Raw genomic sequence first — 25,562 nt, 5'->3', positions numbered from 1 at the left:
AGTGGCCCGAGCCGGGGAAGGCGCGCCGGCCGCGGGGCCTGCACGAGGAGGAGCCCGCAAGGGGGAGGGGACGAGCCCCGAACGCTCGGCGAGCAGCGTGTCGAGGTGGCGCGGCGGGAAGGGCTTGTGGGGTATCCGAGCCTAGGAGCGCCATGACGCTGACATGGAATGTGCTGGACGAGTCCCATCTGCCCGAAAGCCCGGTGGCCCGGTGCCATGAGCTCCTCGCGGAGCCGGGTGTCGCGGCGGCAACCCATGACGAACTGGTCACACGGCAGCGGGAGTCGGGGCTCACGTACGGGGACCGTCCGCTGGCGGGTGCGCTGCGCCCGCGGCTGGTCACCGAGACCGAGCACGCCTATGTGGCCGAGGCGGCCACTCTTGTCGCACGGGCCGCACGCCGGCTGGCCGCACAGCTGCTGAACCCCGACAGCGGGCTGCCCGCGGCCGTCAGCGACAGCATCGTGCTCGGCCCTACGGAGCGGGCCCTGGCCCGGCTGCCTTTCCCAGGCGGGGAAGCAAGCCTGCTCGGACGGCTGGACGGGTTCGGGGCCGGACGGGGGCTGAGGTTCGTGGAGTACAACGCCGACAGCGCCGCCTGCATGATGACCCAGGAGCAGCTCGCGGCCGTCTACTCCGCCACTGCCGCGATGAGGGGGCTGGCCAAGTACATGGAACTGCGGCCCGCTCCCACGCTGGATGCCGTCGTGACACTCCTGCTGGATGCCTGGCACGCCGCCGGCCAGCCCGGCGATTCGGTGAGTGTGGCCGTGGTCGACTGGCCGGAAGGCGCCTGGCTCGGCGAATTCGACCTGCTGTGCGCGGCTCTCGAGGCACGGGGTGTCCCCGCGTTCGTCTGCACGCCCGAAGCGCTGTCCCTCACCAACGGGCGGCTCTCCGGCCGCACCGCCCAGGGAGAACTGCGCCCCGTCACCCTGGCCTACCGGCGTGTCCTCGTCACCGACCTGCACCGCAGGCTGGGACCGGAGCTGCTGCAGCACCCCCTGATCCGGGCGGCGGCCACGGGAGCCTGCGCGGTGGTCAACCCACCGGCCGCCGAGCTCGCCCAGCGCAAGTCCCTCTTCGGACTGATGAGCGACGAACGCGTCCTTGGCTGGCTCCACCCGGACGAAGCCGAGGCCGCACGCCGCCACGTGCCATGGACCCGCCCGCTGCGCTCGGGGTGCACGACCTACCAGGACGAGGAGGTCGACCTCCTGCACTTCGCCCGCCTCCAACGGGAGCGACTGGTCCTCAAACCCGACAACGAGTACGCCGGGCACGGGGTGGTGTGCGGCTGGCAGACCCCACCCGACTCCTGGGACGCCGCTCTCGCGCAAGCGCTCACCACTCGGCACGTTCTGCAGGAGCGAGTCCTGCCCCTGGAGGAGACGATCCCCTACCTCGTCGAAGGCCGCTTGGTATTCCGGCGCCGGATCATGGGCACCGACCCCATGCTGCTGGGAGACCGCGTCGCCGGCTTCCTGTCCCGCATCTCGACGGACCCGGTCATCAACGTCTCAGCAGGAGGCGAACTCCTGCCGGTACTCACCTGCGAACCCTCCGGAGCCTGATCCACAGGGGTCCATCGGCGGTCGGGCAGGGTTGCATCCGGAGTTGCCTGCTCGGCCTGTAGCTGTCCCGGTGGTGCCGCATCCGATTCGTCGACGCCCGCATCGCCTCGTACGAGAGCGCCCCGCCCATCACCGAGGTTTCGAAAAGGGGTTCGCCAGGCGTCTCAGGCAGATGATGCAGCAAGTGAGTCGCGTAGTGCGAAACGGAGATCAGCACGTGTTACGTCGCCTGGGGCTTGCTTGGCCGCAGTGCGGGCCGCATCCTCAGCGGGTGGAGGAAGCGAGAACGAAGAACAGCCGGTGATCGAATTCCAAGAATGGCTCGGCGTAGCGTGCGTCAATTTCGGCGAGTCCGTCGCTCAACGCCTCGTCTTCGAATTCCGAGAGGACGGAAATGTAACGGTCGGCGACCATGGTCAACCATTTCTTCTTGGCAATCCTCCTCCTGAAGCCTTCCTCTGTGAGCTGGACGTTCATCCCCATCCCGGCCAGAAAGGCGGTCATCTCAGATGGATCAGGGAACTCCTCATAGCGTTGCAACGCTGTATCGAACAGTGGAATTTTCGGGCTTGTGGGAGGAGTCACGACCAGAAGCTTGCCCCTGGCCGAGAGGATATTTGTCAGGGTGCTGATGGATGCTTTCCAGTCCTGCGTGTGATGGATGACATCTTTCGCGAGTACCGCATCGTAACGTCCGCCGAACGGAAGGCTTACGGAGCCTTCGTCGAGTTCTTCGAGCGATGCCCGGATAGGCACGAATTCCGGCTTTGAGGGGAGGCGGGCCAACATCTTCGCAGACGGATCGACGCACACGACGGTGTGGCCGTCCGAGGCCAAGGCCCCTGCGTACAGGCCGGTCCCGCACCCGATGTCTGCGGCCCTGTCGCCGGCTCGCAGAGGGAGCAGGCGTGCGCTGATTTCCCGGTTCAGCCATGAGACGAGGTCGGGGTCGGACGCCCAGTTGGAGTTGAACTTCTCGGCGATCCGATCATAGTGATCAGCCAGTTGATCAGGGCGAAGGGGCATGTTGTCCTACCTTGGCGAGTCTGGCATGTCCACTGGTCTTCAGGTGGGTCTCCGTGCTCGGATTCGGCATGAACGTCGCCTCCCCTCGGTATCAGCGAAGAGAGGCGAACCCGTTGGGGCGAGGATAACGCCGGTTGGTTCTCCTCGCAGGTGCTCCTGCTCCCACCGCTATGAACACCGCCCTCGCCACTGCCTGGCATTTCTCGGCCTCGCCGCATCCCTCTGCCGCTGCAAACGACTCATCCGCCTCGCCACACAGGACACGGTCCAAAGGGCTCGCGGAGAGCAGACGCGCTGAACTGATGACGGCAGCTCGTGTAGGGGACCCTTCGACACGCGGACGGGCCTGCCCGCATCGGGAATCCGTGCTGCAAGGGAGCAGACCACGTGGTACGCCTTTGCCCGCGAATGCACCGACCAGCGAGGGAACCGGACTTCCGGCACCAAGACGCACGTCGCCCGACGCTCCAGCGACGATCAGATCGGCCTGACCGTCACCCAGGCCCACCGCCTGTCCCAGCTGTTCACCAACCTGCTGCGGGGCCTGCCCACTGCCCTCGCCACCCCCCGCATGACCTTCCACCTTCAGTGGTCCACCCGGCGGCGACGCCACCAGGCACGCGCCCGTCGGCATCACTACAAGCGACGCTCCTCGGGTACCTGCTCGTCGAGGTAGATCACGAGCAGGTCCTCCGTGGTGGGCCGAGGCTCGACGGGCCCAACCGCCTCGTGGACGAGTTCGAGGTGCCAGGAGGCGTCGGGCCAGCCGACCATCAGCAGGTCGTGCTCTCCCGGCGCATCGAAACCTGTTGCGGCCCCGGGGTGCCGGTGCCGTTTATGCGGCGGAGGTGAGTTCGGCGCGGCCGAACAACAGCGCGTGGCCGGTGGGGAGCTGGTGGAGGATGCGGGTGATGAGGTCAGGGCCGGCGTGGGCGGTGACGGCCGCGAAGACGGAGCCGGTGTCCCAGCGGGTGGCGGCCAGGGATGCGCTGGAGCGGGCGGCGAGATCCTTGACGAAGGCCCAGCCGGTCAGCGGCTGGGTGTCGGGGACCTGTGCGGTCAGGACACGTGCGGCTTCCAGGGGCAGGCAGGCGGCAAGGTCGACGCGTTCGTCGCCGGTCAGTTGGCGCCCCAGCCCGGCGAGAACCAGGCGGACGGCTTCCTCGGCTCGCTTGCGGGTGGGGTAGGCGCCTTCGTAGCGGACCTTCTCCAGCATCTGCTCATACGCCGTCGAGTACGGCTGCTGGTGCTCAGCCGGTACGCGCACGTCGGTGATCACTGCGGTGTGTGCCTTTCGTGGAGCGGTGCAGGTGTGGGGCACCGAGGTAGGGGTCAGGTGGGCTGGGGACGGCCGAAGAGGAGGTCGTAGCCGGCGGGGAGCTGGAGCAGGATCTGCCCCAGCAGGTCCTCGCCGGTCGTGTCGGCGACCGTGGACAGCACGGCGCTGACATCCCAGGTCGCGGTCTGCTCGGTGGCGCCCTCGATCCAGGCCGCGGTCGCCCGCACGAACCGCTCCGGGGGGAGCGGTTCGGCGCTCTGCAGGGGGTTGAGCAGGATCAGGGCGAATTCCTCCGGGAGACGTGCCGCGAGCTGGGTGCGGACCTCGCCGACCAGATGCGCGCCGAGCAGGGCGAGCACCACACGGGCCGCGCGCTCGGCTTCCTCCGCAGTGCCGTACTCGCCGCGTTCCTTCACATCGTCGAGGAATGCTTCGCGTCGCCGAGTCATCTCGGCCGTCACCCCTTCTTGTCCTTCGGACTGCGCACGGGGTGCGGAGGGCGGGTGAGGGGAAGATCAGATGCCCGTCCTGCGCACCTGTCCGGTGTCAGCCGGAGATTTCCTTGTGGCCGGATGATCCGACGCCGATGGAGATCTTGCGGGGCTTGGCGCGCTCCGCGATCGGGATGCGCAGGGTCAGCACGCCCGCGTCGTAGTCGGCCTTGATGTGCTCGGTGTCGAGGGTGTCGGCGAGCACGATCTGGCGGGAGAACACGCCCAGCGGCCGCTCGGACAGCTCCATCTGCACGTCGTCGCCCTTCGCCACCGGCCTGCGCTCGGCCTTGACGGTGAGCATGTTCCGCTCGACGTCGATGTCGATCGCGTCCGCGCTCACGCCGGGCAGGTCGAAGGCCACCACGAACTCGTCGCCCTCGCGGTAGGCGTCCATCGGCATCGCCGACGGCTTCGACCAGGTACCCGGCCCCATCAGCTGCTGAGCGATCCGGTCCATCTCACGGAAGGGGTCAGTGCGCATCAACATCGTGAAACACCTCCAGCGGGTTCGGGCAGTTGCTGCCAATGCGCTGCACTGACACTGTTGTAGCATGTCATCCAATGGATGACAAACATGAAGTCGTCCATTGGATGACAAGGAGGAGGTGTCGTGACCACAGCCGACCAGCCGTCCACGCCCAGCACCGGCGCCCACCGCCCGGCGACATTCCTCGCCGCCGCGGCCGCCCTGAAAGCCATAGAAGACGCCCTGCACACCGCCCGGGACGAGGCTCCCGACACCACCGGCTCTCCCGTTCCCGGACCGGAGGCGGCCCTGGCCTCCCTGATGCTGCTCCGGCAGGTCCGCGAGCAGCTCGCCGGATGGGAGACCGGGCTGATCGAAACGGCCCGCGACGCGGGCGCCAGCTGGGCCGACCTCGCCCAACCCCTGGGCGTAGCCAGCCGCCAGGCCGCCGAACGCCGCTACCTGCGCGGCCGCCCCGGCCCCGTCGGCACCACCGGCGAACAACGCGTCCAGGCCACCCGCGAACGCCGCGCCGCCGACCGCACCGTCGCCGCCTGGGCCCGCCACAACGTGGCCGACCTGCGCCGCCTCGCCGGCCAGATCACCGCCCTCACCGACCTTCCGCCCGCCGCCCGCCGCCCGCTCGGCGCGCTTCACGCCGCCCTCGCCCACGACGACCCCGCCGACCTCATCGCCCCCCTTGCCGCCACCCGCCCGTACCTGGCCGCCGCCCACCCCGACCTCACTGCCCGACTCGACACCCTCACACCCCCCTGAACCCACCCCACGCACCGCGACAGCAGCCCGGTCACGTCCGCCACCGTCAGCGGCCTGCCTGCCAACTGCACCTACGAAGCGATCAACCTTCGGCGTCCGCGGTGCCGGTTGCCGGTCGCCGGCTGGGGCCTGCTCAACCTCAAAGGGGGAGTGGTGAACCCGGAACGGGAAGGGAGCGACGACGGCAGCGTCCACGAAGTGGCAGGCGGCTATGTGGACGCCGTGGCCTACGGCGTGACCTGGGGCGCGTGCCCGAGAAAAGGCTCTCACCCTCGACGAGCACGCCGTCCTGCCGGCGAAGCGTCCGTAGACCTGCGCCACGCTGGACCCGCCGTGCCGCAGCAATCGGTGGGGGAACGGCAATCCGGCCCGGAAATGCCCCGGAACAACTGGGCCGGGGCGTCCACCTGCTCGACCTGCACGCCCGCGCTGTTGACGGCTTCGGCGGCGGCCTGCACCGTGGCAGCCACCTGCGGTCGATGGGGCCGAGCCCGGAGTCGACGAGCCAGCCCACGCGCACCGGGCGGTCGGGGCCGGCGCCCAGACCGGCGTCGTAAGAGCGGGGGATGGTGGTGAAGCCGTCGGCGCCGTCGGGTCCGGACATCAGTGAGCAGGTCAGGGCGATGTCGCGGACGATGCGGGCCATGGGGCTCACATGCCAGTCCCGCCGCGATACGCGCGGCCACACGCCGGTCATGGGGACCCGGCCGTAGGCGGCCCTCAGCGCGACGATGCCGGTGTGGGGGCCGGGCTGCGTACCGAGATCGCCAGGTCACTGCCGAGCCCGAAAGGGGACAGTCCGGCGGCGACGGCCGCCGACTCGCCACCGCTCGAGCCGCCGACCGTGCGATCGAAGTGGTAGGGATTGTTCGTCCGCCCGGTGAGCAGGTGTCGCTCTCGGTGGAGTAGGAGAACTCCGGCAGGTTGGTCTTTGCCAGCAGGAATCCGCCGGCCTCCTTGATACGGGCGACGCTGGTGGCATCGGTGTCGGGGATGCGCCCCTTGAAGATCGGGGAGCCGTGTTGGGTCAGCACCCCGGTGGTGTCGAAGGAGTCCTTGACCGTGAACGGGACGCCGTGCAGTGGACCGCTGTGCACGCCCTCCGCCAGAGCCCGGTCGGCGGCTTTTGCGACCGCCGCGCCCACCTGTGCGGGCGCCGCGATGCGCATCCGTCATCGCGGGTCCGGCCGCCGGGCCGGCGGGTCCTCACCCCCCCGAAACCCGGATCGCTCCGAGCGGGTTGTTCGCGCTCTGGTGCGGGGCGGTTCGTACTCCCGGCCGGAAGGGGGAGGCTGGCTCGGAGTTCTTCGGTGCGGGCGCCGTCGGGTCAAGCGTCGCAGAGGCCGTGGGGCCGGTTGGGCTGACCGGGGCCAGAGGCGGTGTGGTGCGTTCGGCGTCCGTCCGGGTCAGGCCGATGGCCACAACGACCGTGGAGGCGACCGCCAGCGCGCTCACCGCGGCGAGCGCGGCCCGGCGGCGCCGGATACGGCGACCGCCCGCGACCGCGGCGTCGGTGACACTGGGCAGCGGCAGCTCAGGCTCCGAACGGAGGATCGCCTCGAAGGCGGCGTGCAGGGAGTCGTCGTGCTCGTCCATGTCCGGTCTCACCCGCCGGTCCGTTCGCTGGTCAGGCGCTCGATGATGCCCTTCAGCCGGGTGAGCCCGCGGGCACTTTGGCTTTTGACCGTCCCCGGGCTCACCTGTAGTGCGTGTGCGGTCTGCTCGACGGTCCAGTCTTCCCAGAACCGCAGGACCAACACGGCTCGGTAGCGGGGTGGCAACTCCATCAGGGCCTCTTGCATCATCAAGCGCAACTCCGGGGTGACCGAGGCGGTGGGGGCCAGATCGGGCGGCTCGCTCACCGACTCCTCGCGCCAACCCTGCTTGCGCTGCTGGTCGATGAAGGTGCGGGTCAGGATGGTACGGGCGTACCCGTCCACGTTGCCGTCCCGGGTGACCCGGCCCCAGGCCGCGTACAGCTTCATCAAAGCAGTCTGAGTCAGGTCCTGTGCCTGGTGCCAGTCACCGCACAGCAGGTAGGCGCTGCGTCTCAGCTGTGCCTGCCGCGTCTCGGCGAATTCCCGGAACTCCCGCTCCCGGACGGCTTCCCTCACTCTTGCAGGCCCTCCACTCGCACACCCCCGCCCGTAGTACATACGGGGAGCGGGCCTCCGGGGTTGCACGGTGCGACAGGAAAAACTCTCTCCCCCGCTGCGTGCAACCCTCCCGGGACCGCCGCCGTACTCCTCTCACACAAGGGCTTCCGCGCCACGAGTGGCAGCCCGGGACCGAGACAGAGGATGACCGTTGTCGAGTCACCGTAAGATCACGCAGAACCGCCGCAGGATGTACACCATCGCCGTCGGAACCGTCCTGGCCGCCGCGGCCACGGTCGGTGTCGCCTCCGCGGCCCCGGCCCACCACGCCGCGCCCGTCTCCGGTGCCAAGAGGGTCACGACCACCGGGGTGAAGGCGGCATCCGTCGCCGGTGCCAAGAGGGTCACGACCACCGGGGTGAAGGCCGCGCCCGTCGCCGGTGCCAAGAGGGTCATCCCCTCCGTGGGGGACCCTGCGGGTGCTGTCCGGCCCTGGGAGCTGACCCCGGCTCAGAGGGCGAGCGCGGTGGGCTGACCGCCGGGCACCCACACTTCGCCGGGGCACGGGCTTTTGTCCGGCCCCGGCGGCGTGTGTGGCGAACGAAGCGGTAAACGAAGCCTGGACGCACCTGCCGACCGTCCACCGGCACATCCGCCACCGTCCGGACGTGATACCCGTGCGACCTTCGCCGTCTCCACCCCGCACACCGGGCAGGGCACCGGAACATCCCGAGTCCGCGCGATCACCCGGATCGCCTCACCGTCATCCGCCGCATCCTCGATGATCAGCGCCGAGGGCCCCGAAAACACCATTGCCACAAGGGAGTTGACCTCTCGCATACAACGTCAACGACGCCCGTGACCTGTCGTCACCACCGACTACGGAACAGAGCCGCTCGTTTGACAGACCTTGGTCGGGTCCATCGGGATCAGGAAGTAGAAGGCCACAACCAGCGCGATCCGGACGGTCGTACGCAGGGTCGCCACAACCACGAGGCGTCGTCTGGGTGGGGCCGGCAAGTCGTGGAGCGGCGTCGGCGCCATCCTGGCCCTCCTGTAGGGGTGTCACAGTGTCGGGCAGCAAACCTCGACAACGGAGGCAGGGTCTCACCAGCGCGGAGAGAGTCCGGTGCCGTTGCCGAGGAAGGTTTCCGGTGCCGGCTGAGCAGAAGTGGGAGACGGTCAGGCTGGTCGCGGCGGCGCTTTGGCGGTGCGCTTGGCGAGCAGGCCGGCCAGCAGCATGACGAGCAGGCCGATCCCCACGCCGCACAGCGTCCACAGCATCCGGTAGCCCTCGGCGGCATAGTCGGACGGCTGCGGAAGGTCTACCAGGATGAGCACTCCGGCAGCGATGGCCGCGCAGTAGAGCGCGTAGTTCCAGAAGCGGATCGCCGCGCCGTGCATCAGCAGGACGAGTGCGACCACTTCGAGTCCGCGCGTGACCGCGAAGAGCCTGAGTCCGTGTTCGCCGGCGGGTACGAGCAGCAGGGCGGTGACGAACCTGCGCACCCCGAACGCGACCGCCAGGCCGGACACCAGGGTGACTGCGAAAGCCGCAAGCACCAGCCAACCCCAGGCGTCCGCGCCGATGCCGAACCCCAGCGCGGTCACCCCCGCACCGATCAGCGCGAAGACGGCGATGCGCGAGACTCGGTGCCCGAAGCCGCCTCCCGGGTCGTCCAGCATCGCCAACAGCAGGCCGAACAATGAGCCGAGAAGGTACTGCTCGTGCCCGATCGTCCAGAAGACGACCAGCGGCACCAGCGCGACGTCCAGGAACATCACCGCTCGCGGCCAGTTGATCCCGGCGGGGTTGAGCTCGAACACCTTCGACAGCCAGCCCGCGACCATGCCGCCGTGGACGGGCTGTTGAGGGGCTTCGCTCGCAGTGCCCATGGTCGCCCTCGCTCGCCTGGTCGCTACGTATGCCACTCCAGTCCAGAATTCTGCGATTTCGCCGAGATCGCTGCGGTGCGACCCGCAGGGCGCGATCAAAGGCGGCGCGCCCGTCAGCCGTACGGCCGAAAGAGTCGACACTTGGCGAGCATCTTCCGCGCCCGGCTCGAGCTGGGGCCGAGCGACCTGTCTGCCCGCGCCCGGCGATGTGGCCACGCGAAGCCGTCATCGGCTTGGGCCGACAATGCCGTCATAGCCAACTGGGAACGAAGCGGCCGGAGCCATCGCATAGTGCACGGTCCGAGTACCGTCACTTCCCCAGTCCGCTACGACCGGCACGCGGTGTTTGAGATCCGCCGCTGCATCGACCTGGTCCGCTACCGCTTCTTCGGCGCCGACCTGCTCGGCCTTGAGCCGGTCGTCACCGCAGCCCGCGACCGCGGCCCGGGAGCGGGCTCGCGTCGCGACGGGCGAGTGCCGAAGGCGCAGTTGGCCGAGGGCGGGATCTGCGAGTTGCGGGACGCCCTGGACGAGGTGCTGGTGTCCTTGGGCGAGGACGTGCGGCGGATCGAGCGCAAGCAGTACCGGGGCCTGGGTCATCACGGAACCGGGGACCTGGAGGTCCGGCTGCGTACCGAGAAGGACCTGGAGCGAGCGGGCCAGTTGCCGCGGGTCAGGGGGCAAGGCCCCGGGAGTGGTCCGGAACAACTGGTCAGGGGTGGGATGCCGGTGGGAGATATCGGGAGGATTCGGAGCGCGAGGCCGCCGCGTCGCTGACGGCCGCGAAGATGCGCCCGACCGGGCATCAGGCCAGGTCAGACGCATCCTCGCTGGCCTCTAGAAGAAGCCGAGTTTCTTCGGGGAGTAGGAGACGAGGAGGTTCTTCGTCTGCTGGTAGTGCTCCAGCATCATCTTGTGGTTCTCCCGGCCGATCCCGGAGTTCTTGTAGCCGCCGAACGCCGCGTGCGCGGGATACGCGTGGTAGCAGTTGGTCCACACCCGGCCGGCCTTGATCTCCCGGCCCATCCGGTAGGCGGTGTTGCCGTCGCGGGTCCACACCCCGGCGCCGAGGCCGTAGAGCGTGTCGTTCGCGAGCTTCAGCGCCTCGTCGACGGAGTCGAAGGTGGTCACGGACACCACCGGGCCGAAGATCTCCTCCTGGAAGATCCGCATGTCGTTGGTGCCGCGGAAGATCGTCGGCTCGATGTAGTAGCCGCCCTCCAGCCCCTCGACGGTGCGCTTGGTGCCGCCGGTCAGCACCTCCGCGCCTTCCTGCCGGCCGATGTCGATGTAGGAGAGGATCTTCTCGTACTGGTCGTTGCTGGCCTGCGCGCCGAGCATGGTGGCCGGGTCGAGCGGGTCGCCGCCCTTGATCGCCCGGGTGCGCTCCAGGCAGCGGGCCATGAACTCGTCGTAGATCCCGGCGTGGATCAGCGCGCGCGACGGGCAGGTGCACACCTCGCCCTGGTTCAGCGCGAACATCACGAAGCCCTCGACCGCCTTGTCCAGGTAGTCGTCGTCGGCGGCCATCACGTCCGGCAGGAAGATGTTGGGGCTCTTGCCGCCCAGTTCCAGGGTCACCGGGATGATGTTCTCGCTGGCGTACTGCATGATCAGCCGCCCGGTGGTGGTCTCGCCGGTGAACGCCACCTTCGCCACCCGCGGGCTGGACGCCAGCGGCTTGCCGGCCTCCACGCCGAAGCCGTTGACGACGTTGATCACGCCCGGCGGGAGCAGGTCCGCGATCAGCTCCATCACCAGCAGCAGGCTCGCCGGGGTCTGCTCGGCCGGCTTGATCACCACGCAGTTGCCCGCGGCCAGCGCCGGTGCCAGCTTCCAGGTCGCCATCAGGATGGGGAAGTTCCACGGGATGATCTGCCCGACCACGCCCAGCGGCTCGTGGTAGTGGTACGCCACCGTGTCCGCGTCGATCTCGCCGATCGAGCCCTCCTGGGCCCGGATGGCGCCGGCGAAGTAGCGGAAGTGGTCCACCGCCAGCGGCAGGTCCGCGGCGAGGGTCTCCCGGACCGGCTTGCCGTTCTCCCAGGTCTCGGCGACCGCCAGCTTCTCCAGGTTCTCCTCGATACGGTCGGCGATCTTGTTGAGGATCACCGCGCGCTCGGTCGTGGACGTACGGCCCCACGGGCCGGCCGCCGCGTGCGCCGCGTCCAGCGCGGCCTCGATGTCCGGCGCGGTGGAGCGGGCGACCTGGCAGAAGGTCTCACCCGTCACCGGCGACGGGTTGTCGAAGTACTGGCCCTCGGCGGGCGCGACCCAGTCGCCCCCGATGAAGTTGTCATAACGTGCGGCGTAGTTGACGATGCTGCCTTCGGTGCCGGGTTGCGCGTAGACCATGGCGGGGCTCCTGAGAGTACGCAGAGGTACGACGTGACCACTGTGGCCGCCCGAGGTTGGCGAAAGGTTGGCACGGCGGCCGGGGTACGGCATCGGTGCTCCGAGCACGCGGACGCCCGGCCGCACCCGTCCGCACCGTGCCGCCGCCGCCGTCTTCGCCGCCGCGTTCGGCGCAAGGGCGAAGCGAAGGCACCGTGAAGGGATAGTGTGTGCGGCGTGTCCTTGAGATGGCGCAAGTCGCTTTCCATAGCCGGGTGTTCGCTCGCGATCGACGTGTTCCTCGTGGCGTACTGGCGCTGGGGTATGCACGACTCGTGGGCCTCGACCACCCGCTTGGATGTGGTCCTGCTGGTCTTCACCGCCGCCACCACCGCGTACACGTGGTGGTGGTACGGCGACCCGCGGCGCGAGGAGCGGGTCCGGCGGCTGCGCCGGGAGCGGGACGAGCGGGCCCGGCTCAGGTAGGAGGCACCGTTCGCGGCGCCCTCCTGGCGGCGGGTGGTCGTCGTGGCGGCGGACCCGCACCCGTCGGCGGTCGGCCGGCATCCCGTCAGCGCCGGGACGCGCCGATCCGGCTCACCGCGATACCGCGGCGCACGTCGCCCGGTCCGAGCAGCCGCAGCGCGTGCTCGTGCACCTCCGTGTCGTACGGTGCCCGCTCGCCGTAGCGCAGCGCGTACTCCGGGCGGGCCGCGGCCAGCACCGCCTCGCGCACCACCACCTCCAGGTGCTCGCGCCAGGCCACCACGCCCGGCGCCTCCGACAGCGGCAGCAGCGGGCCGCGGTAGCGCTCCACCGCGGTCCCGGTGTCACCGCGGCCCAGCGCCGCCAGCACCTCGACGGCGTCGCACACCACCGGCGCGGTCAGCGCGTACGTCCGGGTGGCGACCGCGCCGTCCAGGGCGCGTCGCAGGTGCGAGACCTCGGCCTTGAAGGTGGACGCGGTCACCGGCCGGTCGCCGTACAGCGACGCGCGCAGCCGCTCCGGGGTGAAGCCGCCCGGCTCCAGCGCCAGCAGCGCCAGGATCTCCAGCTGCCGTGGCGGCAGGTGCAGCGGCGCGCCCGCCCGGGTCACCCGCGCCGGGCCCAGGCAGCGCAGCTCCACGCCCGGCGGCGCCTGCCCGCCCTCCGCCCCGTCCCGCAGCCGCGCCTCGATCGCGGTGGCCAGGGTGCGTACGGTCGGCAGCGCCAGCGGGTGCGAACGGTCCCAGGTGGTGGACAGGTCGAGCACGCCGAGCACCCGGCCGTCCGGGCCGTGGATCGGCGCGCAGTAGCAGACCCAGCCGTGCAGGGCCGCGACCAGGTGCTCGGCGGAGAACACGGTGCTGGGGTGGCCGTTGCGCAGCGCCAGCGACAGCGCGTTCGTGCCCATCGCGCCTTCGTCCCACCGGCCGCCGGGCGCGAAGTTGACCCGTTCCGCGCGGCGCCGCATCACCCGGCCGCCGCAGGTCCACAGGATGGTGCCCGCCTCGTCGGTGACCGCGGCGACGAAACCGGCGTCCTCGGCGATGCTCAGCAGCTCGGCGGTCAGGTCCGTGACCGGCCGGTACAGCGGGGAGCGCGGCCACCCGGCGGTGCCCCCGCCCGCGGCGGGCGGCGCGCTCTCCAGGCCCGGGTCCACGGTCGGCAGCGAGCGCGCCCACGACTCCGTGACCTCCGCCCGCACCGGCGGCCCGCCCGCCGAACCGCGCCCGGCGGACCGCAACTGCGGGACCACCCGGGCCCATTCGTGCTCCAGCAGCGTCCGGCGCCGCTTGAGCGCACCCATCTCCGCCATCGTCATCCCGACTTCGTCGTCGTTCGACCGTCGTCCTGCCGGGCCGGGTCGGGCCCGCCTCTCATTCAAGGGGTGCGCCGCCGCTCCGTCGAGCCCCGCGGACGAAAACCGACGGTTCGTGGGCTTCGCGGGATTCTCGCGGGCTTCTCGGGAGGCTTCGCGGGAGGCTTCTCGGGCTTCTCCGGTCAGGACCGGGACCACCGGCGGGCCGCGCGCAAGGAGTGGCCGACGCCACTCCGGGAACGGGAATGGATCAAGGGACCCGGCCGCTCAACCAAGCGGAGGGCCCGCCGAACCGCGAGAGCCCGTACGGACAAGGAAGTTGGACCCCATGTACAAGAACATCCTCGCCGCTGTCGACGGCTCGTCCCACGGCACCGCCGTGGTCGAGGCCGTGGCATCTCTCGCCAAGCTCACCGGTGCCGCGGTCCAGGTGATACACGTCCGTCCCTCCCAGGTCATCGGCGGCGCGATCGCCAGCACCGTGGTGCCGGTCGAGGAGCGGGAGGAGAGCCGCCGCGTCGTGGACGAGGCGGTCGCGCGGCTGCGCGGCGACGGGATCACCGCGGACGGCGAGGTCGACGAGGGCCTGCGCGAGGAACTGGCCGCGATCCTCACCGAGCGCGCCGAGGTGCTCGGCAGCGACCTCATCGCGGTCGGCCCCGGCCACTACAGCGGCATCTCCGCCCTGCTCCACCCGAGCGTGAGCCGCGGCGTCGCGAAGACCGCGCACGTATCCGTCCTGCTGGTCCGCAGCGACGAGGTGTAACCCTCCGCCGGCACCCGCCCGTACTACGGCCCCTCCCGGACGTCCGGACGTCCGGGAGGGGCCGCGCCGCGTTCCGGCGGGCCACGGTCCATGCCGCGGCCCGCCGGAACCGGCCGCTACCGTGGCCGTATGAACTCCGACTTCGTGCCGCCGGCAGACCTCGCGACGATGCCGAAGGCCGAGTTCGGCTTTCCCGGGCCGCTGCGCGACCGGCTCGTCGCGGCGATCCTCGACGGCTCCAAGACCTCGACGACCGGGCTGGTCGCCGACTACGCGCACGAGGGGGAGGCGCTGCCGGAGGTCGGGGACCGCGCGGTGGTCGTCGACTCGGACGACCGGCCGGTCGCGGTCATCGAGGTGACCGGCGTACGGGTCGTCCCGCTCGGGCGGACCGACCTCGCGCACGCCATGGACGAGGGGGAGGGGTACACCAGCGTCGCCCAGTGGCGGGCCGGCCACGAACGGTTCTGGCACAGCGCGGAGATGCGGGCGGCCCTGGACGACCCCGGCTTCACGGTGGACGACGCGACGCCGGCGGTGCTGGAGCGCTTCCGCGTGGTGGGCGAGGTGCGGGCCGAGCCGAACGCGTCCTGAGCCGGGGCGGTCGGCCGGTCGGGCGGGCGCTCGTCACTTGGACGGGGCGAAGAGGCGTTGGGCGGCGACCGCCGCGCCGCCGCGGGCCCACTCCTCGAAGGGGAGCGGGCGGACCAGGAGGTCGCAGTCGGCGGCGGCGCCGAACGCGTGGGCGGCGAAGGTCTGCCGGATCTGGTCCTCGTACAGGTCGTAGGAGGAGACGCCCTCGCCCGAGATGATGATCCGCTCGGGGCCGACGAGGTTGGCGACCGAGGCGAGGGCGAGCCCCATCGCGTGCCCGGCCCGGGCGAAGACCGCGCGTACCTCGCGGTGGCCGCCGTGGGCGAGCCGGACCGCGCCGGCCAGGCCGAGTTCCGGGTCGCCGGCCGCCTCCCGGGCCTGCTCGGTGATCGCGTGGCTGGAGGCGACCGCCTCCACGCAGCCGGTGTTGCCGCAGGTGCACACCCGGTCGGTGCCGCCGACCGGAAGGTGGCCGACCTCGCCGGACACCCCGTGCGCCCCGGACACCACCCGCCCGCCGATCGACAGGCCGCAGCCGATACCCGCGCCGACGGTGACCAGCGCGAACGAGGAGAGCCCGACGCCCGCGCCGAACCACTGCTCGGCGACGGTGAGGGCGCGGACGTCGTTCTCGATCACGGTCGGCGTGCCCGTCGCGGTCTCCACCAGCTGGGCCAGCGGCACCCGGCGCCAGTCGAGGAAGGGGGAGTACTGCACGGTGCCGGTCCGGCCGTCGACGTCCCCGGCGATGGTGACGCCGATGCTGTGCACGTCATCGTCCCGCGCGGCGCCCGCGTCGGTGCGCAGCCGGGCGACGAGCCGGGCGATCGCGAGGACCACGGTGCCCACGTCGCGGGAGCGCAGCGCGGCGCGGCCGCTGGCCAGCGGCCGCGCGGTCAGGTCGGCGAGCACGCCGATCAACTCGTCCCCGGTGACCTTCACCCCGACGAAGCGGGCCCGTCCCGCGCGGACCGCGATCGGCACGGCGGGACGGCCGGAGCCACGCTCAGTGGCTGCCGCCGGGCTGCCGAGTTCCGTGATCCAGCCGTCGGCCAGCAGGGGAGTGGCGACCTTCGTGACCGCGCCCGGCGACAGGCCGGTCCTGCGGCCGACCTCGGCGCGGGTCAGCGGGCCGTGGATCAGGAGGGTCTGGAAGACCAGGGACGCCGCGGGCGGCTGGTCGGCGAGCGTCATACCGAGACGATACATTTCCGAAGGAAACGAAGGAAGGTCCCTGCGGGGCGTGAACGGGCCCGGGCTGCCCCTCTTCCGCGGAAGGAGCCGCACCTGCTCAGGGGCGCGGGAAACTCCGCGCGCGACCCGTCACCGGCGGATGGTCCCCGAACCGGCGGGGCGGGGCAGCCCGGGAGAGGGCGCCCCGCAGGCGGGACGCCGAATATGTTGACGGCGGAAGGAAACCCTCGCTAGATTCGCCGCACTCCGCGCCCCGGGCGGTGGGACCTGCTCCGGGCGCGGGCCAACCCTTCTCCGCTTTGAGGCGGCCGACCGCGCCCGCGCGCGGCGAGGCCGGGATGGAGTACACCGATGACCCGTCCGGCAAGACCCCCACGGCGCTCGGGCACCCGCGGCACCCGCACCCGCGCTCACGTTCTTCCGCTGCTCGCCGTCACCGCGGCCACCGCCCTCGCGGCGGCCGTCGCCGTACCAGCCAGCGCATCAGCGTCCACGTCCGCGCCCGCATCCCGGCACACGCCCGCTTCCCGGCACACGCCCGCACCCGTGCTCGCCGCCAAGCCCTACATGGGATGGAGCAGTTGGAGCCTGGAGTCGACCAGCGCGCCGGGCTACGGCGGGGAGGCGTGGCTGACCGAGGCCCATGTCCTCCAGCAGGCCGACGTGGTGGCGTCGAAGCTGAAGCCGCACGGCTACGACTTCGTCAACCTGGACGCCGGCTGGAACGTGGACGCGGACGGCCACAACACCTCGGACGCGTACGGCCGTCCGGTCGGCGACGCCACCAAGTTCCCGCACGGCATGAAGTACGTCGGCGACCAACTCCACAAGAAGGGGCTGAAGTTCGGCGTCTACCTGGCGGTCGGCCTGTACATCGACGCGTACAACGACGGGAAGACGCCGGTCTACGGCGCCCCCGGCTGCACCACCAAGGACCTGGTCTATCCGGACCTGCGCAAGACCAGCGGCTGGGACAACGTGTCCTACCAGATGGACTTCGCCACCCCCTGCGCGGAGAAGTACATCGACTCCGTCGCCGACGAACTCGCCTCCTGGGGCGTGGACTTCCTCAAGATCGACGGCGTCGGCCCCGGCTCCGGGCAGGGCGACGCCGCCCACGACAACATCCCCGACGTCCAGGCGTGGCACGCCGCGCTCCAGCGCACCGGCCGCCCCATCCAGCTCACCCTCTCCTGGTCGCTGAGCCACCCCCAGGTCGCGACCTGGACGCAGAACGCCAACGGCTGGCGAGTGGACACCGACGTCGAGTGCTACTGCGACACCCTCGCCACCTGGAACAACTCGGTCAAGCAGCGCTGGAACGACGTCGTGCAGTGGATACCCGACGCCGGGCCCGGGCACTGGAACAACCTCGACTCCCTCGACGTCGGCGACGGCGCGCTCGACGGCCTCACCGACGCCGAACGGCAGAGCTACGCCACGCTGTGGGCGATCGAGTCCGCGCCGCTCTACACCGGTGACGACCTCACCAAGCTCGACTCGTACGGCCTGTCGCTGCTCACCAACGACGAGGTCATCGCCGTCGACCAGGCCGGCCGCCCGGCCAAGCCGGTCAGCCAGGCCACCGACCAGCAGACCTGGTACGCCCGCAACGCCGACGGCAGCGTCACCGTCGCGCTGTTCAACCTCGGCTCGGCCGCGGCCGACGTGACCGCCGACTTCTCCGACCTGGGCATCGGCGGCACCGCGTCCGTCCGCGACCTGTGGAGCCACCGCGACCTCGGCTCCGCCGCCGGCCGGCTCACCGAGCACCTGCCCGCGCACGGCTCGCGGCTGTTCACGATCACCCCGAAGAACGCCGGCAACGGCCCGGGCACCCCGCTCGCCGTGCACGGCACCGCGGCCACGGCGACCAGCGTCTCGCTCGCCTGGGACGCGGTGAACGCGGGCCGCTCCGCCACGACCGGCTACACCGTCTACGCCGACGGCCGGAAGGCCGCCACCACCAGCGGCGCCGGCGCCACCACCGCGACCGTCCGCGGTCTCGCGGCCGGCAGCGGCCACTCCTTCACCGTCGTCGCCCACGACGCGCACGGCCGGACCTCCGCGCCCAGCAAGGCGGTCGCGGTCACCACGCCGTCCGCCGCCGGACCGGTGGCCTACGAGGCCGAGGCGCCCGGCAACACCCTCGCGGGCGGCGCGAGCGTCGCGGACTGCGCGGGCTGCTCCGGCGGCAAGAAGGTCGGCAACCTCGGCGGCACCGGCAACACGCTGACCTTCAACGGCGTGACCGCGCCCGCCGACGGCACCTACCTGATGCGGCTCGACTACGTCGACGGCTCCTCGGGCCGCACGGCCGTCATCACCGTCAACGGCGCCTCCTTCCAGCTCCCGCTGGCCGGCACCAACGACAACGACTGGGGCGCCGCGCAGTCCGTGACGGTCCCGGTGCACCTCAAGGCGGGCACGAACACCATCGGCTTCGGCAACCCCACCGACTACTCCTCCGACATCGACAAGATCACGCTCTGAGCCATGGACGGACCGGCTGGGCCGTGCCCTACCCGGTCCGTACAGCGGCGTCTGATACGAACGAGCGATGGCCCGGCCGCCCGGCCGGGCCATCGCGGCGGTTCGGCTCCCGGAACCCCGGTGTCCGCAGCCCCGGCCCCCGGCGTCCCGGGTGCCCGAACCTCCGACCCCCGACCCTGAACCCCGGTTTCCGGAAGGACCTTTGTATGCCCAGCACTTCGGCGCGGATCGTCGCCCTGCGCGCTGCCGGTACGAGTTTTGTCGTGGAGCTGACGGAGCCGGTGCCCCGGGTTCTGCACTGGGGGGCCGACCTCGGTGAGCTGAGCGGCGCGGACTGGGCGGCGTTGAGCCTGACGGCCGAGCCCGCGATCCTGAACAACGCGCTGGATGTGGAGCGGCGCTTCACGGTGTGGCCGACCGAGGCGGACGGGTGGTCGGGTACGCCGGCGCATCACGGCCACCTGGCCGGGGGCGCGGGTGCGCCGCGGCTGGCCCTGTCCGGTGTCGAGCACCACGAGGACCCGGACGGCGGGGGCGAGGTGCGGATCGCGCTGGCGGACGCGGGGGCCGGCCTCGACGTGGCGGTGACGTATCGCCTGGAGCCGTCGGGGGTGCTGGGGGTCCATGCGGAGCTGACCCGCCGCGCCGGCGCGTCCGACGGTGGCGCAGAGGCGGTGCCGTACGACCTCGCGCAGGCGGTGACGCTGCTGCCGGTGCCCCGGCGGGCGGCTGAGATCCTCGACTTCACCGGCAAGTGGAGCCGTGAACGCAGCCCGCAGCGGCGCCCGTTGGGACATGGCACGTACGCGCGGGAGGTGCGGCGGGGTAAGCCGGGGCTGGACTCGCCGTATCTGCTGACGGTGGGCACACCCGGGTTCGGGTTCCGGTCCGGCGAGGTGTGGGGGGTGCACGTGGGGTGGAGCGGTGACCAGCGGTTCCTGGTGGAGCAGTTGCCGGAGGGCGCGGGCGTGCACGCGGCCGCGCTGGGCGGCGGCGAGCTGCTGCGGGCCGGCGAGGTCCGGCTCGCGCCGGGGGAGGCGTATCGCACGCCGGTGAGCTGGTACGCCTGGTCCGCCGACGGTCTTGACGGTCTGGCCGACCGGTTCCACGCCCTGCTGCGGGCGCGCCCGCAGCATCCGGTCGCGCCGCGTCCGCTGGTGCTCAACAGCTGGGAGGCGGTGTACTTCGACCACGATCTGGAGCGGCTGCTGCGGCTGGTCGACAAGGCCGCCGAGGTCGGGGTCGAGCGGTTCGTGCTGGACGACGGCTGGTTCGCCGGCCGCCGCTCGGACAACGCCGGCCTGGGGGACTGGTGGGTCGACCCGGTGGTGTGGCCGCGGGGGCTGACCCCGCTGATCGACCATGTCCGCGCGCGCGGGCTGGAGTTCGGGCTGTGGGTCGAGCCGGAGATGGTCAACCCCGACTCCGATCTGGCCCGGGAGCACCCGGACTGGGTGCTCGGCCCCAAGGCCGGGCTGGGCCCGTCGGCCCGCAACCAGTACGTCCTGGACATCACCAACCCCGACGCGTGGGCGTATCTGCTGGACAAGCTGGACGCGCTGCTGTCGCGGAACGCCATCGCGTACCTGAAGTGGGACCACAACCGCGAGCTGCACGAGGCGGTGCACGGACCGGACGACCGCCCGGTCGCGCACGCTCAAGTCACGGCGCTGTACCGGCTGTTGGACGAGCTGAAGGAGCGTCATCCCGGGGTGGAGATCGAGAGCTGCGCCAGTGGCGGCGGCCGGGTGGATCTGGGCATCCTCGCGCGGACGGACCGGGTGTGGGCGTCGGACTGCAACGACCCGGTGGAGCGGCAGGCGATCCAGCGGTGGACGGGGCAGCTGCTGCCGCCGGAACTGGTCGGCGCGCATCTGGGTCCCTCGCCCGCGCACACCACGCACCGGGCGACGGCGGACTCGTTCCGGCTGGCGACGGCGCTGTTCGGGCATGCCGGCATCGAGCAGGACCTGACGGCGTGCACGGACGAGGAGTTGGCGCGGATCACCGCGTGGACGGCGATGTACCGGGAGTTGCGGCCGCTGCTGCACGGCGGTCGAAGCGTCCGCGCGGACCTGACCGCGCCGGACGACCCGGACCGCGAGGCGCGGCTGCTGCACGGCGTCGTCGCGCTCGACGGCTCGGCGGCGCTGTACTGCTGGGCGCGTACTGCCACGTCCGCCGAAGGCCAGTACGGCCGGGTGCCGTTGCCCGGGCTGGCCGCCGACGGGAGCTACCAGGTTCGGGTCCGGACCGAGCTCGGCCTGCCGTCGCTGCACCAGACCTCCGGGCCCGCCTGGCTGACCGAGGCGCTGACGGACTGGGTGCGGATGCCGGGTGCGGTGCTCGCGCAGGCCGGAGTGCCGATGCCGACGCTCAACCCCGGCCAGGCGCTGCTGATCGAGGTGCGCCGGGCCGCGTGAACCGCGCGGCGGTCGCGGTCGTCGCGGTCGTCCGGGTCGTCGGAGTCCCTGGGAGGTCCGAGCTGCCGGGGTGCCGGGGCGCGCGAGTGTAACCGGACATCCGGAGCCGACCGGACGCGGGCGAGCGGTTGATGCGCGGCAGTTGTACGACCCCCGTACGGTCGTGCAACTGCCGCGCACGCGCGGGCCGATGGCGATCGGGACATTGCGGCCCCCTGAGCTGCAACGTCTCGAATACGGCAGTAATCCATACCCCGAGGGGGAGCCGCTCACGCATGTGTCGACACCGCGTCGGACCGACAGTACCGTGACTTGGGTGACACCGTTGCAATTGCATCGGAAATTGCAACGGCACGTGCACCCACGGTGTTTCGGCAACTGCCGTGGCCCCTGGTGCGCCAGCGTAGCCAAGTGGCGCCCGGCCGACGAAGGAGCGATGCCAAGTGCAGCAATTCGAGAACGGTGTGCAGGCCAGTTCGATTTCCGGGGTCCGCTGGACCAAGAGCGCGCGCAGCAACCAGAGCGGCAATTGCGTCGAGGTGGCCGCGCTACCGGACGGCAGCGTGGCGATGCGCAACTCGCGCCATCCGGACGGGCCCGCGCTCGTCTACACCCGCGCGGAGATCACCGCGTTCGTCGAGGGCGCCAAGGACGGCGACTTCGACGGGTACATCGGCTGAGGCCGGCGCGGCCTGCGACGGTGACCTGAGGAACTGCCCGCCGGCAGCCGCCGGCGGGCAGCCCCGAATGCCCATCCGGTGCAATACTGGTCCGTCCAGTAACTGTGTTGGGAGCCTGTATGCCTGCCGCGCCGCAGCTCGTCTCGCCCATACAGCTTCTCGAACGCCGCCCCGACATGGGTGCCAAGGCGATGGCCCGCGTGCTCGGCAACTACCTGCGGGCGCTACGGGAGAGCCGCTCCATCAGCCCGGTCGTCGCCGGCCGCCACATCCGCGCGCACGCCTCCAAGATCAGCCGGATGGAGACCGCCCACGTCAACCTCAAGTCCCGTGACGTGGAAGAGCTGTTGGACCTGTACGGCGTCGACCCGGTCGAGCAGCGGCAGATCATCGCGATGGTGGAGCGCTCCGCCCGCCCGGACTGGTGGCAGCCCTACGGCGAGGTGGTGCCGGACTGGCTGCAGCAGCTCATCGGCCTGGAGCGCGACGCGCATGTGATCCGCACCTACGAGAACCAGTTCGTGCCCGGGCTGCTCCAGACCCCCGCCTACGCGCAGGCCGTCGTGCTGAGCGGCCATCGGCTGGCGCCGGCCGACGAGGTCGAGCAGCGGGTCCAGTTGCGGCTGGAGCGGCAGCGCCGGATGGGCGAGCCGGGCGCGCCGGTGCTGTGGGCGCTGATCGACGAGGGCGTGCTCCACCGCCCGGTCGGCGGCCGGCAGGTGATGCGCGACCAACTCGTCTACCTGCTCGAAGTGTTGCGGCAGCCGGGGGTGCGGCTCCAGGTCGCCTCCTACGAGGCGAGCGCCGCCGCGACCCCGGGTGCGGCCGTGACCTACCTGCGCTTCGCCCAGGGCTTCCTGCCGGACGTGGTCTACCTGGAGCACATGACCAGCGCGGTCTACCTCGACCGGCTGGAGGACCTGGACCGCTACCGGGCCGCGCTCGACGAACTCAGCGCGGTGGCGGCGACCCCGGCGGAGAGCCGGCTGCTGCTGGAGGAGGCGCTGACCCGCTACGAGTAGCGGTCAGCGCACCCGGCCGACGCCGCCGAACTCGATCCACTCGTAGCTGGGTTGGACCAGCGCGAGTTCGTTGTCGGCGCGCCAGGTGGAGACCTCCACCAGGCCGGGCGGCAGGATCTCGGTGCCGTCCAGGTAGTGCAGCAGGTCGCTTTCCTCGCGTACCTCGCCCCAGTTGCCGCCGGTCGACTCGTCCATGAACTCGCTGACCCCGCATCGCACTTCGGGATCGTCGCTGACCAGCTGGCACACCACCAGGCAGCTGCCGGCCGGCAGCCGGTCACGCACCCGGTGCACCATGCCGGCCGGGTCCTCGACGGCCTTCACGCAGTGCAGCACCGACACGAACAGCGCCGCGACCGGCTCGGCCAGGTCGATCAGCCGATGCACCTCCGGGCTGTCCCAGATGCTCTCGGTGTCGCGGAAATCGGCCTGGAGGACCGCGGTGTTCTCGTTCTGCTCCAGCAGCACCCGGCCGTGCGCCAGCACGATCGGGTCGTTGTCCGCGTAGACCACGCGGGCGTCGGGGTGGACGCGCTGGGCGATCTCGTGCACGTTGTCCTGGGTGGGCAGCCCGGAGCCGTGGTCGACGAACTGCCTTATGCCGTAGTCCTCGGCGAGCACCCGCACCACGCGGCGCAGGAACTGGCGGTTGTTCAACGCGAGCACCTTCATGCTCGGCACCTGCTCCAGCAGTTCCTCGGTGGCGCCGCGGTCAGCAGGGTAGTTGTCCTTGCCGTCCAGGAGGTAGTCGTACATGCGGGCGACACTCGGCACCGTCACATCGATCGGGGGGCTGGGCGACACGTCTCGGGATGGCATGGGCCCCTCACGACATTGCTGATCCTGCGCAACTACCGCCGCCGAGCGACATCGGGGGCAGCCGCCATCTTAGGCAGCGGCGATCGGCCGGTCGAGTGACGTGTCAAGGTCGTTACGCGGCGCACCCTTTCGAGGCACCCGAGGACACGCTCGCCGGCAGGGCCAGCGTCAACCCGAGGCCGTGGGAGTCCGTACGCGCCCCGGTCAGGGCGACGCCCGGCGGAAGCGAGGGGGCCTTGACGGTGCGCGGGGCGAGTTTCGCGGCGAGCGCGGAGCCGCCCTGACCACCCGTCATCTGCGAGACGGGGAGGGTACGGCCGAGCACGTCGACGTCGGTGGGCGTGACGGTGATCGCGTCCTTGCTGGTGCTGATGGAGGTGTGCACGGTCACCGGCAACGGGATGCCCACGAGGGTGCCGGTGAGCACCAGCCCGCCGTGGCCGTCGGACTCCGGCCGCAGCCCGGCCGCCTTGCGGTTCAGCCGCTTGCCCAACTCGTCGTAGGAGATGGTGGCCGTGGCGGTGCCGCCGCTCATGGTGCCCTTGGTGGTCACCTCGTGCAGGTCGGCGGCGACGGACAGGTCCATGCCGTCACGCCGTACGTCCTCGGCGCGGATGTGCACGGTGCCGACGTCGCCGGTCAGCAGCCGCAGCCCGGCCAGGCTTCCGGACAGGTCCGCCGACACAGGGCCGGTCGGCTTGAGCTTGCAGCCGGCCGCGCGGGCGATCCGCTCCCGCGCGGTGTGCGCGAGGACCAGGTCGGCGGCGGTGGCGAGCACGGCCAGCCCGGCCACCACCGCGGTGGCCACGATCAGCGGTTTGCGGCGCGGCACGAACCGGCGGCGCGGCTGCGCGGGGGCCGGCTCGCGCAGCTTCGTCGCGTCGGGGCCGGGGCCGGGGCCGGGGCCGGGGCCGAGGTCGGGGTGGGCGTCGGCGTCGGGGTTGCGGTCGGCGTCGCCCGCAGCCGTATCGGCACCCGTATCCGGTGCCGTGGACGCGGCGGGCGCGCTGCCGGGTTCGATGGCCACCCCGGGTGCGCCGGGTGCGCCGGGTGCACCGGATATGCCGTCTTCCGCACCCGAGGGCGCGTCTTCGGCGTGCGCGCGCCGGACTTGGGGCTCGTCGCTGGGCGTCATGCGTCGGCGGTTCCGATCCGGGGGAGGTGGGCGAGCAGGGCCAGGGCCTCGGGCAGCAGCCGGGCCCCGGTGGGTTCCGCGGTGCCGGCCGCGCGCCGGCCGCGCTGGGTGCGCAGCACCGCGCGGGCGGCGGACAGCGCGGCGCCGGCCAGGACGGCCGCGCGCAGATCGCGATCAGGCAGGCCGGCCGGCAGCCGCCGCTCGACGAGCGTGGCGAGCCGGTCCTCGAAGTGGACGAACTCCTGCACCAGCCGCGCCATCACCAGGGACTCGGTGCCCTCCAGCGGGTGGGTGAGCGCGCTCAGGCTGCTGGCGCCGAAGGCGTGGGCCGCCGCCAGCAGCGCCCCGCACACCGCGTCGAGCGGCGGCTCCTCGACCGGCCGGTCCGCCAGCTCCGCCTCCACCCGGGCGAGCAGCTCCACCCCGTCGGGCAGCAGGAGCGCCTCCTTGCTGTCGAAGTAGCGGAAGAAGGTGCGCTCGGAGACGTTGGCGGCCGCGGCGATGTCGGCGATCGTGGTGCCCGCGAATCCGTGCACGGCGAAGAGCCGGGCCGCGCTCCGGCGCAGCTCGTGGCGGGTCTGCTCCTTCTTGCGCTCCCGCAGTCCGGGTTCGGACGCGGTTTCGTTGGGTGTGGCGGACACGGCGCCCAGCCTAGCGAACGTGTCGGCTATGTCAATTGGCAGTCCTGCCAGT

General features: G+C 71.4%; 24 protein-coding genes and 2 pseudogenes. 11 read left to right on the top strand and 15 right to left on the bottom strand.

The window, feature by feature from the left end; translation table 11 throughout:
• Positions 1-152 precede the first annotated feature (152 nt).
• On the top strand, positions 153-1,574 hold the full coding sequence (locus tag OG896_RS01910) for a hypothetical protein (RefSeq protein ID WP_329361741.1): 1,422 nt from the start codon (positions 153-155) through the stop codon (positions 1,572-1,574).
• A 264-nt stretch (positions 1,575-1,838) separates the two neighbouring features.
• Here OG896_RS01910 and OG896_RS01905 read toward each other — a convergent pair whose 3' ends face one another.
• The 5 genes and pseudogenes from OG896_RS01905 to OG896_RS01885 form a co-directional block, all read right to left on the bottom strand.
• Positions 1,839-2,600, bottom strand: coding sequence for a class I SAM-dependent methyltransferase (locus OG896_RS01905; RefSeq protein WP_329361739.1), 762 nt, complete (start codon positions 2,598-2,600; stop codon positions 1,839-1,841).
• A gap of 648 nt (positions 2,601-3,248) precedes the next feature.
• A pseudogene (locus tag OG896_RS01900) lies at positions 3,249-3,413 on the bottom strand (VOC family protein); the annotation flags it as partial.
• A gap of 22 nt (positions 3,414-3,435) precedes the next feature.
• The gene (locus tag OG896_RS01895; protein WP_329361737.1) at positions 3,436-3,879 is read right to left on the bottom strand and encodes a DUF2267 domain-containing protein; all 444 of its coding nucleotides are present in this window, start codon (positions 3,877-3,879) and stop codon (positions 3,436-3,438) included.
• A 53-nt stretch (positions 3,880-3,932) separates the two neighbouring features.
• Positions 3,933-4,328, bottom strand: coding sequence for a DUF2267 domain-containing protein (locus OG896_RS01890; protein WP_329361735.1), 396 nt, complete (start codon positions 4,326-4,328; stop codon positions 3,933-3,935).
• A gap of 97 nt (positions 4,329-4,425) precedes the next feature.
• Complete coding sequence (locus OG896_RS01885) at positions 4,426-4,860, bottom strand: Hsp20/alpha crystallin family protein (RefSeq protein ID WP_329361732.1); 435 nt, start codon at positions 4,858-4,860, stop codon at positions 4,426-4,428.
• Positions 4,861-4,983: 123 nt separating this feature from the next.
• Between OG896_RS01885 and OG896_RS01880 the strand changes: the two genes are divergently transcribed.
• Positions 4,984-5,616 (top strand): type III effector protein, encoded by a 633-nt coding sequence (locus OG896_RS01880; protein ID WP_329361731.1) that lies wholly within the window; start codon positions 4,984-4,986, stop codon positions 5,614-5,616.
• A 139-nt stretch (positions 5,617-5,755) separates the two neighbouring features.
• On the opposite strand, the pseudogene OG896_RS01875 reads toward OG896_RS01880, so the two are convergent.
• The 3 genes and pseudogenes from OG896_RS01875 to OG896_RS01865 form a co-directional block, all read right to left on the bottom strand.
• A pseudogene (locus OG896_RS01875) lies at positions 5,756-6,785 on the bottom strand (amidase).
• Between the two features lie 37 nt (positions 6,786-6,822).
• Positions 6,823-7,212 (bottom strand): hypothetical protein, encoded by a 390-nt coding sequence (locus OG896_RS01870; protein ID WP_329361729.1) that lies wholly within the window; start codon positions 7,210-7,212, stop codon positions 6,823-6,825.
• 8 nt (positions 7,213-7,220) lie between these two features.
• Positions 7,221-7,730 (bottom strand): SigE family RNA polymerase sigma factor, encoded by a 510-nt coding sequence (locus OG896_RS01865; protein WP_329361727.1) that lies wholly within the window; start codon positions 7,728-7,730, stop codon positions 7,221-7,223.
• A gap of 193 nt (positions 7,731-7,923) precedes the next feature.
• On the opposite strand from OG896_RS01865, the gene OG896_RS01860 reads away from it, so the two are divergent.
• Positions 7,924-8,247 (top strand): hypothetical protein, encoded by a 324-nt coding sequence (locus OG896_RS01860; protein WP_329361725.1) that lies wholly within the window; start codon positions 7,924-7,926, stop codon positions 8,245-8,247.
• Between the two features lie 647 nt (positions 8,248-8,894).
• Here OG896_RS01860 and OG896_RS01850 read toward each other — a convergent pair.
• Positions 8,895-9,608 (bottom strand): hypothetical protein, encoded by a 714-nt coding sequence (locus OG896_RS01850; protein WP_329361722.1) that lies wholly within the window; start codon positions 9,606-9,608, stop codon positions 8,895-8,897.
• Between the two features lie 342 nt (positions 9,609-9,950).
• Here OG896_RS01850 and OG896_RS01845 point away from each other — a divergent pair, with 342 nt between their 5' ends.
• Positions 9,951-10,385 carry a hypothetical protein gene (locus OG896_RS01845; protein ID WP_329361720.1) on the top strand — a complete coding sequence of 145 codons (435 nt, stop codon included), beginning with the start codon at positions 9,951-9,953 and terminating at the stop codon, positions 10,383-10,385.
• Positions 10,386-10,445: 60 nt separating this feature from the next.
• Here the strand turns inward: OG896_RS01845 and adh are convergent, their stop codons facing one another.
• Positions 10,446-11,963 carry an aldehyde dehydrogenase gene (gene adh / locus OG896_RS01840; RefSeq protein WP_329361718.1) on the bottom strand — a complete coding sequence of 506 codons (1,518 nt, stop codon included), beginning with the start codon at positions 11,961-11,963 and terminating at the stop codon, positions 10,446-10,448.
• Between the two features lie 216 nt (positions 11,964-12,179).
• On the opposite strand from adh, the gene OG896_RS01835 reads away from it, so the two are divergent.
• The gene (locus tag OG896_RS01835) at positions 12,180-12,428 is read left to right on the top strand and encodes a hypothetical protein (protein ID WP_329361716.1); all 249 of its coding nucleotides are present in this window, start codon (positions 12,180-12,182) and stop codon (positions 12,426-12,428) included.
• Between the two features lie 85 nt (positions 12,429-12,513).
• Here the strand turns inward: OG896_RS01835 and OG896_RS01830 are convergent, their stop codons facing one another.
• A complete protein-coding gene (locus OG896_RS01830; RefSeq protein ID WP_329361713.1) occupies positions 12,514-13,746 on the bottom strand; it encodes a transcriptional regulator in 1,233 nt (410 codons plus the stop codon).
• Positions 13,747-14,071: 325 nt separating this feature from the next.
• Between OG896_RS01830 and OG896_RS01825 the strand changes: the two genes are divergently transcribed.
• On the top strand, positions 14,072-14,509 hold the full coding sequence (locus OG896_RS01825; RefSeq protein WP_329361712.1) for a universal stress protein: 438 nt from the start codon (positions 14,072-14,074) through the stop codon (positions 14,507-14,509).
• A 129-nt stretch (positions 14,510-14,638) separates the two neighbouring features.
• Positions 14,639-15,103, top strand: a complete 465-nt coding sequence (locus OG896_RS01820; RefSeq protein WP_329361710.1) for an ASCH domain-containing protein — start codon at positions 14,639-14,641, stop codon at positions 15,101-15,103.
• Positions 15,104-15,136: 33 nt separating this feature from the next.
• Here OG896_RS01820 and OG896_RS01815 read toward each other — a convergent pair whose 3' ends face one another.
• Entirely contained in the window at positions 15,137-16,297 is a 1,161-nt protein-coding gene (locus OG896_RS01815) for an ROK family transcriptional regulator (RefSeq protein ID WP_329361708.1), read from the bottom strand.
• 351 nt (positions 16,298-16,648) lie between these two features.
• Between OG896_RS01815 and OG896_RS01810 the strand changes: the two genes are divergently transcribed.
• The 4 genes from OG896_RS01810 to OG896_RS01795 all read left to right on the top strand — a co-directional run bounded on the left by OG896_RS01810 (position 16,649) and on the right by OG896_RS01795 (position 22,915).
• Complete coding sequence (locus OG896_RS01810) at positions 16,649-18,790, top strand: fibronectin type III domain-containing protein (protein WP_329361706.1); 2,142 nt, start codon at positions 16,649-16,651, stop codon at positions 18,788-18,790.
• Between the two features lie 206 nt (positions 18,791-18,996).
• Entirely contained in the window at positions 18,997-21,213 is a 2,217-nt protein-coding gene (locus OG896_RS01805; RefSeq protein ID WP_329361704.1) for an alpha-galactosidase, read from the top strand.
• A gap of 443 nt (positions 21,214-21,656) precedes the next feature.
• Positions 21,657-21,893: a DUF397 domain-containing protein gene (locus OG896_RS01800; protein ID WP_328473044.1), complete on the top strand. Its 237-nt coding sequence runs from the start codon at positions 21,657-21,659 to the stop codon at positions 21,891-21,893.
• A gap of 119 nt (positions 21,894-22,012) precedes the next feature.
• Positions 22,013-22,915, top strand: a complete 903-nt coding sequence (locus OG896_RS01795) for a helix-turn-helix domain-containing protein (protein ID WP_329361702.1) — start codon at positions 22,013-22,015, stop codon at positions 22,913-22,915.
• Between the two features lie 3 nt (positions 22,916-22,918).
• Here the strand turns inward: OG896_RS01795 and OG896_RS01790 are convergent, their stop codons facing one another.
• The 3 genes from OG896_RS01790 to OG896_RS01780 form a co-directional block, all read right to left on the bottom strand.
• A complete protein-coding gene (locus OG896_RS01790; protein WP_329361700.1) occupies positions 22,919-23,734 on the bottom strand; it encodes an SAM-dependent methyltransferase in 816 nt (271 codons plus the stop codon).
• Between the two features lie 112 nt (positions 23,735-23,846).
• The gene (locus OG896_RS01785; protein WP_329361698.1) at positions 23,847-24,869 is read right to left on the bottom strand and encodes an LmeA family phospholipid-binding protein; all 1,023 of its coding nucleotides are present in this window, start codon (positions 24,867-24,869) and stop codon (positions 23,847-23,849) included.
• Entirely contained in the window at positions 24,866-25,510 is a 645-nt protein-coding gene (locus tag OG896_RS01780) for a TetR family transcriptional regulator (protein ID WP_329361696.1), read from the bottom strand. Before OG896_RS01780 ends, OG896_RS01785 begins: the two co-directional genes overlap by 4 nt.
• Positions 25,511-25,562 lie beyond the last annotated feature (52 nt).

Origin of the sequence: Streptomyces sp. NBC_00669, from assembly GCF_036226785.1 — a bacterium.
Taxonomy (GTDB): Bacteria; Actinomycetota; Actinomycetes; order Streptomycetales; family Streptomycetaceae; genus Actinacidiphila.
This window is presented reverse-complemented; position numbering and strand designations above follow the sequence as displayed.